Source organism: Kitasatospora sp. NPDC059812, assembly GCF_042732075.1.
GTDB lineage: Bacteria > Actinomycetota > Actinomycetes > Streptomycetales > Streptomycetaceae > Kitasatospora.
On the sequence record NZ_JBHWIO010000013.1, the window covers coordinates 106416 to 115252 of the forward strand.

Consider the following 8837-nt stretch of genomic DNA (forward strand, 5'->3'; position numbering starts at 1 on the left):
CCCCGCTGGGGGCGGCCGGCGCCGCGCCCCCCCGCCGCGGCGCCGCGGCCCCCCCCCCCCCCCGCGCGCCGCGCCCCCCCCGCCCGTGCTGCGTGCGCTCCGCCCGGATCAGACGTCGGTGCGGTGGAAGTTCATGAACGAACGGGACGGCGTCGGGCCGCGCTGGCCCTGGTAGCGCGAGCCGTACCGCTCCGAGCCGTACGGGTGCTCCGACGGCGAGGAGAGCCGGAACAGGCAGAGCTGCCCGATCTTCATCCCCGGGTACAGCTTGATCGGCAGCGTCGCGACGTTCGACAGCTCCAGCGTCACGTGACCGTTGAAACCGGGGTCGATGAAGCCGGCCGTCGAGTGCGTCAGCAGGCCCAGCCGGCCCAGGCTCGACTTGCCCTCCAGCCGGGACGCCACGTCGTCGGGCAGCGAGATGACCTCGTACGTCGAGGCCAGCACGAACTCGCCCGGGTGCAGGATGAACGCGTCGTCGCCCTCGGGCTCCACCAGCCGGGTCAGGTCCGGCTGCTCCTCGGAGGGGTCGATGTGCGGGTAGCGGTGGTTCTCGAACACGCGGAAGAAGCGGTCGAGGCGCACGTCGATGCTCGACGGCTGGATCATCGCCGGGTCGAACGGGTCGACGACGACCCGGCCCAGGTCGATTTCGGTCCGGATGTCCTTGTCAGAGAGCAGCACGCTTCGAGGTTACGTGCACGACAGGGCCCCGGACGAATCCGCCCGGGGCCCGTTCCGTCCTCGCGTCGACCGTCAGGCCAGGAACTCCGCGGCCTCCAGCCGCAGCGCCCGGTCCAGTTGCGGCGCCGACAGCTCCCGCACGTCGGCCAGCACCGAACTCCTCAGCCGCCCGCACTGCGGACAGCGGATCAGCCGCCCGGGCCCGAGCCGGCCCGGACCGAGGTTCTGCATCGGGAACGTGGTGGTGCTGAACAGGTGCCCCTCGGCACAACGAACGACGGCGCGCTGCTCCATCGATCCCCTTCCCATCCCTAACCCAGTACTCACCCGTACTCATCGCGCCCCGCGGGACCTCGCCCCGGGACAGCGTCACATTAGGGGATGCTCCGGACATTCCACACCGTGGCTCGCCGCCCCGAACCCACCCGCCGGAGCACTCGTACGCGGCCCACACAGTACGCCCCCCACCCACCCTCACCCGCCCCACCACTCCCCGGGCGGGCCGTGCAACCACAGTCGCGAATGGGGTACAGTGACACTGGATTGAGCGGTCTCTGACGGCTCATCAGGCGGGCGTAGTTTAATGGTAGAACATGAGCTTCCCAAGCTTAGAGCGCGAGTTCGATTCTCGTCGCCCGCTCCATACCGAGAGCCGCAGGTCATCTGACCTGCGGCTCTCGTGTTGTCCGGACCACTTCGGGTCCGTTGTGTCGGATCCGTGTTCGTGGAGGGCCGGCCGTAGTTCGATCGGGTTCGCACTGTTGTTTCCGTCGCTCGCGGTCACGCATGGTGGATCAATCGGATACGGGCTGCCCGTGGCCCTGTTGTCTCATGGAGCCGCGCGGGCGGGGGTTGCCTGGCAGGGGAGGACGCGGATGATCAGGGTTCTGTTGGCCGAGGACATGGCCATGGTGCGCAGCGCGCTGATGGCACTCCTCGCGTACGAGGACGACCTGGAGGTCGTCGCGGACGTCGAGCGTGGTGACCTGGTGGTGCCGACGGCTCTGCGGGTCCGGCCGGACGTGGCGGTGCTCGACATCGACATGCCCGGTCTGGACGGGCTCCGGGCCGCGGCCGAGTTGCACGAGAAGCTCCCGACGTGCGGGACGCTCATCCTGACCGGGCTGGCGAGACCCGCGCATCTGCGCAGCGCGATGTCCGTCCACGTGCTCGGGTTCCTCGGCAAGGACGCCCCGGCCCAGGAGCTGGCGGCGGCGATCAGGAAGGTGGCGGCCGGCGAGCGTGCCATCGACCCGGAGCTGGCCCTCGCCGCCCTGGGGGCGCGTGAGAATCCGCTGACGCCCAGGGAGCTCGACACCCTGCGCCTGGCCGCGGAAGGTGCCTCCGTCTCGGAGATCGCCGCCCGGCTGTTCATTTCGGCGGGAACCGCCCGCAACCACCTGGCCGCCGCGGTGACCAAGGCCGGGGGACGCAGCCGGGTGGACGCCATTCGGATCGCCGAGGAGATGGGCTGGCTCTCCGCCGGTCCTCGCCCCTCATAGGGCCCCGGACGCAGGGGGCGAACCATCGGAAGTCCGGAAAGCCGGACCGGAAATTTTCTTCGTCAATTCCGAAGGTCGGCGTTTGATTATTTTGCACAAGTGTGATCCCGGTATTCGGGCGGCCTTTTGGCTGTGGGGTATTCCATGGAATTCCCCATGCGATTCGCATGGATGTGTCCATGGGTTGTCCACGCCCAGACTCTCCCGGGCGGGCGGTCCAGCAGACTGAGTGGCCCGTTGACCTGGGGAGGAGCCTTCGGGGCCGCCGCCCGGGCGCTGTCCGGACGCCGTCGGAGGTCCCGGGCGGGCAATGTGGATCTGGCTAAGCTCGCGGCCAATGAGGGCACGGCGCCACATCGAGGAGGGGATTCCCGTTTTCTCTCGGACTGCGGATTCCAGCGATCCGGAACAGGCCCATTCCACTTCGGAGCCGGACCTGGCGGTGCGGCTCGACGGGGTGAGCAAGGTGTACGGGCGCGGAGCGGGGGCCGTGCACGCCCTGCGCGAGGTGTCGATGGAATTCTGCCGAGGCGGGTTCACCGCGGTGATGGGGCCCTCTGGGTCCGGGAAGAGCACGTTCCTGCACTGCGCCGCCGGGCTCGACCGCCCGACCTCCGGGCAGGTCCGGCTGGCCGGCCTGGAGCTGGGGGCGCTCGGCGACACCGAGCTGACCGTCCTGCGCCGGCAGCGGATCGGCTTCGTCTTCCAGTCCTTCAACCTCCTGCCCTCCCTGACGGTCGAGCAGAACGTCACGCTGCCGTTGCGACTGGCCCGGCGCCGGGCGGACCGGGCCTGGCTGGGGGAGATCCTCGACCGGACCGGCCTCGCCGACCGGGTGCGGCACCTGCCCACCCAGCTGTCGGGCGGTCAGCAGCAGCGGGTGGCGATCGCCCGGGCCCTGGTCACACGACCCGAGGTCGTCTTCGCGGACGAGCCCACGGGCGCCCTGGACAGCACCACCGGTACGGAGGTCCTGCGGCTGCTGCGGCACGTCGTCGACGGACTGGGGCAGAGCGTGATCATGGTGACGCACGACCCGGTCGCCGCCTCCTACGCGGACCAGGTGTTCTTCCTGGCGGACGGCTCCTTCGCCGAGGCGCTCGCCAACCCCTCGCCCGAACAGGTCGCGGACCGGATGACCCACCTGGGAAGGCGCTGAACGGCATGCTCCTACTGGCCTGGCAGACGGTGCGCGCCCGCAAGGCGGGCTTCGCGGGTGCTTTCGCCGCACTGTCGTTCGCCCTCGTCCTGACCGCCGCGTGCGGTGTCCTGCTGGAGTCCGCCCTGCGGGCGGGCACCCCCACCGAACGCTACGCGGCGGCCCCGGTCGTGATCGGCGGCTCGACCCGGATGGCCGACGTCGATCCGCTGATCGGAAAGCTGGCCGCACTGCCCGGCGCCGGGACCGTCACCCCGGAGGTCTCCTTCCCCGCCGCCGTGATCACCGGATCGGGGCAGGTCCTCTCCGGCCCGCAGGGCGGGGCGTCCCTCGGGCACTCCTGGACCAGCGCCGTCCTCGCCCCCTTCCACCTGACCTCCGGTCACCCGCCGACCGGCCCCGACGAGGTGGTCCTCGACGAGGCGACGGCCGCACGCGGCGGGCTCCGGCCCGGCGACCCCGTGCGGCTGGCCACCACCACCGCCCCCCGTGCCTACACGGTGTCCGGACTGGCCTCAGCCCCACGGGAGTTGGCCCGCCAGAGCGTCCTCTTCTTCAGCCCCGACCAGGCGGCCCGGCTCGCGGGCACCACCAAGGGCGCGGACGCGATCGGCATCACGGCCTGGGACGGGGCCGACCCGCAGGCGCTGGCCGCACAGGCCGAACAGGTCCTCGCCACGGCCTTCCCGGCCACCGGGGCGGAGCTCTGGTCCGGGCCCGAGGTGAGCACCGGCGACCAGCGGGGTGAGCGGGAGTTCTCGGGCGCACCCGGGCCCGGGGACGGCCTGGCCTCGCTCGCCGGGACCGTCGGCATCCTGTCCCTGTTCATCTCGGTGTTCGTGGTGGCGGGAGCGCTCGCGCTCACCGTCCGGCAACGCCTGCGGGAGATGGCCCTGCTGCGAGCGGTGGGCGCCACTTCGGGACAGGTGCGGCGGATGATCGCGATGGAGACGCTGGTCCTGACCGTCGGCGCCGCGCTGGTCGGATGCCCGGTCGGGGTCGGCGTCGCCTCGCTGCTCCGCGGCGTACTCGTCGACCGCGGTGTGGTCCGCTCCGACGTCCCGCTCCACGTCGGGCCCACCGCACTGCTGACCGTCGTCGGCGGGGTCGTCGTCACCGCGCAACTCGCCGTGTGGGCCTCCGCGCGCCGGGCGTCCCGGGTCGAACCGACCCAGGCTCTGCGCGAGTGCTCTGCGCCCGCGCCGCGGATCGGCTGGGTGCGGGCGGTGCTCGGGGCCGGGACGCTCGCCGTGTGCGCCGTGGTGCTGTCGTCCTCCACGGGCAGCCGGAGCGGGGCCGGCACGGCCGAGAGCATGGTCCTGCTGCTCCTCCTGGGGGTGGCGCTGCTCGGACCGGTGGTCGGGCGGGTCGCCAGTGTGGTGATCGGTGGACCGGTGGGCAGGCTCTTCCCCGTGGCGGGGTTCCTCGCGTCCGCGGCCCTGCGTGCCCAGCCCCGCCGCTTCGCCGCCGCCGTCACCCCGCTGGTGCTGGCGGTGGCCTTCACCAGCACGGTGCTGTTCGTCCCCGGCGTCAAGGCCCAGGCCGCCGCGGCCGAGGACGGTCGAAGGCTGCGGGCCGACCACGTGGTCCAGGCCGACGGTGTCGGGCTCCCCCCGGACTTCGTCGCCGCGGCCCGCCAACTGCCCGGCGTCACAGCGGTCAGCGGGGTCGTACCCGCCACGACCATGGTGTCCGACGCGTCGCCCGGCACCGCCGGCTCACGGGGAGTCAGCGCCAAGGTGGTCGATTCCGCCGAGCTGTCCGAGCTGCTCGATCCTGGGGTCACCGCGGGCTCGCTGGCCCAACTGCGCGGGGACGGCGTCGCGCTGGGGCAGCGCTCGGCCTCCGGACTCGGCGCCGGCGTCGGCACCAAGCTCCGGATCGGCTGGATGGACGGCAGCGAGAGCACCGCCACGGTGGTCGCCGTCTACGACCGCGACCTGGGGTTCGCCGACGCCCTCCTCCCCACCGAGTCCGCCGCCGCGCACACACCGGACCCCCTCGCGCCGACGGTCCTGGTCCGCTCCGCCCCCGACGCCGACCCCCAGCAGGTCGGCCGGGAGCTCCAAAGCCTCACCGCCGCCTACCCCATGGCCCGTACGAGCGACCGGGCCGCGTACGACGAAGCCCGCAGGCACCGGCAGGAGTCGGCCACGGCCGTCGGCCGGCTGCTCCTCGGCATGATCAGCCTGTTCACCGCCATCGCCGTCGTCAACACCCTGGTGATGGCCACGACCGAGCGGTTGCGCGAGTTCGCCCTGCTGCGTCTGGTGGGTACCACCCGCCGTCAGATCCTGCGCATGATGGCCTGGGAGGGGGGCATCACGTTCGGCGTGGCCCTCGCCCTCGGCGCCGCAGTCACCGCCGCCGTCCTGGTGCCCGTCAGCCTCGCGCTCACCGGCTCGGCCTGGCCGTCCGTACCCGCGACCTGGGCGGCCGCGGTGCTGGGCGGGGCGGCTCTGCTGGCTCTGGGCACCGTGCTGCTGACCACCCGGCTGGCGCTGCGCAGGGAGCCGGTCGAGGCCATGGGGCTTCGGGAGTAGCGGGCACCGTGCGGTCGTGGCCGTCGCCGCCGGGTGTCGGGCGTCGGGTGTCGGGCGGCCACGACCGCACGGTCAGCCGGCCCTGGACGTCGTCCTGGCCGGCGGGGCCGCGATGACCGCCGAGAGGTGGAACCAGCCGGTCTCGCCCTCCTCCGCGGTCAGCCGTCCCCCGACGGCGAGCAACCGCTCCGTGAGGTTGTCGATGCCCTGGCCGCCGCCGGGCTCCGCCGAGACACCCTCCGCCAGGACGCCGTCGTTGGAGACCACCAGGCTCACATCGCCGAGTTCGTTCCTGACGGCCCGGATCTCGCAGCGCCGGGCCACGCTGTGCCGCAGCATGTTGGTGACGGCCTCCCGCGTCACCGTCGCCAGTACGGCGTCGTGCTCGGGCGGCAGGGCGCCGTAGGCCAGGTCGACCTCCACGCTGATGCCGGCCGCCCGCAACGCCGAGGCGGCGAAGCGGGTTTCCCGCGCCAACGACATCTGGAGGTCGCCGCTGGAGATCCACCGGGTGTCGGACATCGCCTGTCTCACCATCGCCAGCACCTCGGAGATCTCCGCCCGGGCGCGCCGCGGGTCCTCCAGGACGGTCCGCTCGGCGATCTGGCACTTCAGTGCTGCCACGGAGAGGCTGTAGCCGAGCAGGTCGTGCAGGTCCCGGGAGAAGCGCAGCCTCTCCTGGTCCACGGCGCGCTCCGCCAGCTCGGTGCGGGCCGCCCGCAACTCCGCGGTCATGTCGGCCAGTCGGGCCACGCCGTAGACGACGATTCCGCCCGCGGCCGTGGAGACGCTCGCGTTGAGGCACTGCCCGACGTCGTCGCCCAGCGCCGCGTAGATCGGGTACTGGCCCGCCACCAGCAGGGTGAAGAGGACCCAGGACCTGGGTGCGGCGACGGTCAGGAGCATCGATCCGGCGAACGACCCGGGGATGCCGACCCACGCCCCGTCGAAGACCAGGAACGGCAGGTAGGTGATCACTCCGTGAGCGAGAAGGCTCCACGGCCACCACGGCCGCCTGTGGCGCCACGGGCCGGCGTGCAGGAGCTGAAAGCCGAGCAGGACCAAAAGGACTGTGATGGCGGCCAGTTGGTACGAGAAGCCGTCGCGGTTGCGGATGGTGGCCACGACCGAGGCGGCGAAGAACCCGAGGGCCGCCATGACCACGATGCCCTTGGCGAGGCGGGACAGGGGATCTCTCGGGGTTGGCCGTTCGCCTGACGACTCCGAGTGGCGATCGTCGCCCAGTCGGTACGCACCGTGACCCAATGAGAGCTCCCGAAAAGCGACTTGACCCGCCATGGGCGCACAGAAGGCCCGTCGTTTACCTCAAGGACCCCCCGTGCTTCCGACCGTGAGCATAGTTCCCGTCGGAAACCCGCCGTTGACATGCGACCCCGGGCTTGAAATCTGAGGCTCAACGCCGGTTGCTCCTGCCAACTCCCCCTGGGCTTCGTGCCGATCGGCCCTCGACGGGTCGGCCGGCGGCTCGGACAGGTGGTGCGGCGGTCGAATGCGGGTCCGGGCCGGGGCTTCACTCGATGGGGGGAAGCGTGGCGGCGGGATCCCCTATGTCCCGATTGTCGGACGCGGGCGGGTGGGGCGTTCGGGTGGGATGGGCGTCCCGATCGACTGGAGCCGCTGAGCATGGGCCTGTTCCGACGCTCCGGGAAGGCGGCCCGGACCGCCCCGGAGCACACCGAGACCGCCGACACCGCCGCCGTCGCCCCGGCCGGGGCGGTCAACGGCCATCAGGTACTGGAGACGGTCGCCGCCCTGCCCATCAGCACCTGGCGCTACCTGTGGGAGCCCGAACAGGTGCGGCACATCGGGCCGATGGCCCAGGACTGGCACGCCTCCTTCGACTTCCACCACGAGAACACCCGCGTGATCCCCGTCGTCGACGCCAACGGCATCGCCCTGGTCTGCATCCAGGCCCTGAACCGGCGCATCGACGAACTCGCCACCGAGGTCCAGCGCCTGCGCGAACTCACCCAGGACGGCGAGCCGGGCCGGTGAGTGGGACGCGATCCCTGGCGGCTGCGGGTGGGATGCGGGGGGCGCGGGAGGGGCGTGCGGGAGGGGTGCGGAAGAGGGTGTGGGAACGGTAAGAGGCGGAACTGTCCGTCCACGCCCACCGTCCAAGCAGTGGACGGAATCCCGGCCCGGCCTGAACACCGGGAGGAGCGCGGAGGGGACCAGTGCAGCCAGGTGGTGCCGAACTGAACGTCGGAGTCCCGGGTGGAAGCCGAGGCGGTGCGCCGGTCGTGCCACCCGCCCGGTGGCCCGGCCCAGCGCCGGCGGTCGATCAGCTCGAAGCCGCCGAGCGCTGCGAGAGCCTGCTTCAGGACACCCTGGACGCCGTCCGGCCGGCGCCGGTCTGGCAGGGGGCGGCGCCCAGAGCGGGCGCACGGCTGTCGCTGCCGGGGCGGGACCCGGACCTGCGCTGGTACGTCACCCGGGGGCGGGACATCCTCACCATCGTCTCGGCGGTCCGGCGGGCGGCACTGGTGGACGCGGTCGAGCGGCACTGGCGGCAGCGCGGCTGGACGATCACTTCGCTGAACGCCGGCCGGAGCCGCCCCGGGGTTGCCGCCGCCACCCTGGACGGTTATCAACTGGCGCTGACATTCGGCGAGTTGGGTGAGGCCGGGCTGACCGCGAGCTCGCCCGGGGTGGCCCGCTCGGAGCGGCTGCCGTCACTGCAGGGCGCCGGCGGCCGCGGCCCGGCGCCGCTGCCGAACGTGTGCTGCCCGTACTGGAGCACGATGGTCTAGCCGGCTGCGGAAGAGCCGGAAGAGCCGGAAGAAATGGAAGGCGCTGGACGCGGCTGAGGGCCGCGCACGCAGGGGAGGCGCGGGGGGGGGGGCCCCCCCCCCCCCGCCGCCCCCCCCCCCCCCCCCGCCCCCCGCCGCGCCCCCCCCCCCCCCCCCCCCCCCCCCCCCCCCCCGC

General features: G+C 72.6%; 8 protein-coding genes and 1 tRNA gene. 6 read left to right on the forward strand and 3 right to left on the reverse strand.

Going from position 1 to position 8837, the window contains the following annotated elements:
• Positions 1-108 precede the first annotated feature (108 nt).
• Positions 109-684 (reverse strand): dCTP deaminase, encoded by a 576-nt coding sequence (gene dcd / locus ACFV6D_RS09950; protein ID WP_063348548.1) that lies wholly within the window; start codon positions 682-684, stop codon positions 109-111.
• 72 nt (positions 685-756) lie between these two features.
• Positions 757-978 (reverse strand): hypothetical protein, encoded by a 222-nt coding sequence (locus ACFV6D_RS09955; protein ID WP_079135746.1) that lies wholly within the window; start codon positions 976-978, stop codon positions 757-759.
• Between the two features lie 275 nt (positions 979-1253).
• Between ACFV6D_RS09955 and ACFV6D_RS09960 the strand changes: the two genes are divergently transcribed.
• The 4 genes from ACFV6D_RS09960 to ACFV6D_RS09975 all read left to right on the forward strand — a co-directional run bounded on the left by ACFV6D_RS09960 (position 1254) and on the right by ACFV6D_RS09975 (position 5888).
• Positions 1254-1327 (forward strand) — tRNA-Gly (locus ACFV6D_RS09960).
• Between the two features lie 232 nt (positions 1328-1559).
• Positions 1560-2186: a response regulator gene (locus ACFV6D_RS09965; protein ID WP_380339979.1), complete on the forward strand. Its 627-nt coding sequence runs from the start codon at positions 1560-1562 to the stop codon at positions 2184-2186.
• Between the two features lie 337 nt (positions 2187-2523).
• A complete protein-coding gene (locus ACFV6D_RS09970) occupies positions 2524-3345 on the forward strand; it encodes an ABC transporter ATP-binding protein (protein ID WP_380559089.1) in 822 nt (273 codons plus the stop codon).
• A gap of 5 nt (positions 3346-3350) precedes the next feature.
• On the forward strand, positions 3351-5888 hold the full coding sequence (locus ACFV6D_RS09975) for an ABC transporter permease (protein ID WP_380559091.1): 2538 nt from the start codon (positions 3351-3353) through the stop codon (positions 5886-5888).
• 72 nt (positions 5889-5960) lie between these two features.
• On the opposite strand, the gene ACFV6D_RS09980 is transcribed toward ACFV6D_RS09975, so the two are convergent.
• Positions 5961-7046, reverse strand: coding sequence for a sensor histidine kinase (locus ACFV6D_RS09980; RefSeq protein ID WP_380559093.1), 1086 nt, complete (start codon positions 7044-7046; stop codon positions 5961-5963).
• Between the two features lie 486 nt (positions 7047-7532).
• Here ACFV6D_RS09980 and ACFV6D_RS09985 point away from each other — a divergent pair, with 486 nt between their 5' ends.
• Entirely contained in the window at positions 7533-7904 is a 372-nt protein-coding gene (locus ACFV6D_RS09985) for a tail fiber domain-containing protein (protein ID WP_380559095.1), read from the forward strand.
• 248 nt (positions 7905-8152) lie between these two features.
• Entirely contained in the window at positions 8153-8662 is a 510-nt protein-coding gene (locus ACFV6D_RS09990) for a hypothetical protein (protein WP_380559097.1), read from the forward strand.
• The last annotated feature ends 175 nt before the right edge of the window (positions 8663-8837 follow it).

Excerpts from the sequence above, each read along its gene's own strand:
- ACFV6D_RS09970 (WP_380559089.1), top strand. The coding sequence starts at position 2,524 with ATGAGGGCACGGCGCCACATCGAGGAGGGGATTCCCGTTTTCTCTCGG.
- ACFV6D_RS09980 (WP_380559093.1), bottom strand. The coding sequence starts at position 7,046 with ATGGCGGCCCTCGGGTTCTTCGCCGCCTCGGTCGTGGCCACCATCCGC.
- ACFV6D_RS09985 (WP_380559095.1), top strand. The coding sequence starts at position 7,533 with ATGGGCCTGTTCCGACGCTCCGGGAAGGCGGCCCGGACCGCCCCGGAG.
- ACFV6D_RS09975 (WP_380559091.1), top strand. The coding sequence starts at position 3,351 with ATGCTCCTACTGGCCTGGCAGACGGTGCGCGCCCGCAAGGCGGGCTTC.
- ACFV6D_RS09955 (WP_079135746.1), bottom strand. The coding sequence starts at position 978 with ATGGAGCAGCGCGCCGTCGTTCGTTGTGCCGAGGGGCACCTGTTCAGC.
- ACFV6D_RS09965 (WP_380339979.1), top strand. The coding sequence starts at position 1,560 with ATGATCAGGGTTCTGTTGGCCGAGGACATGGCCATGGTGCGCAGCGCG.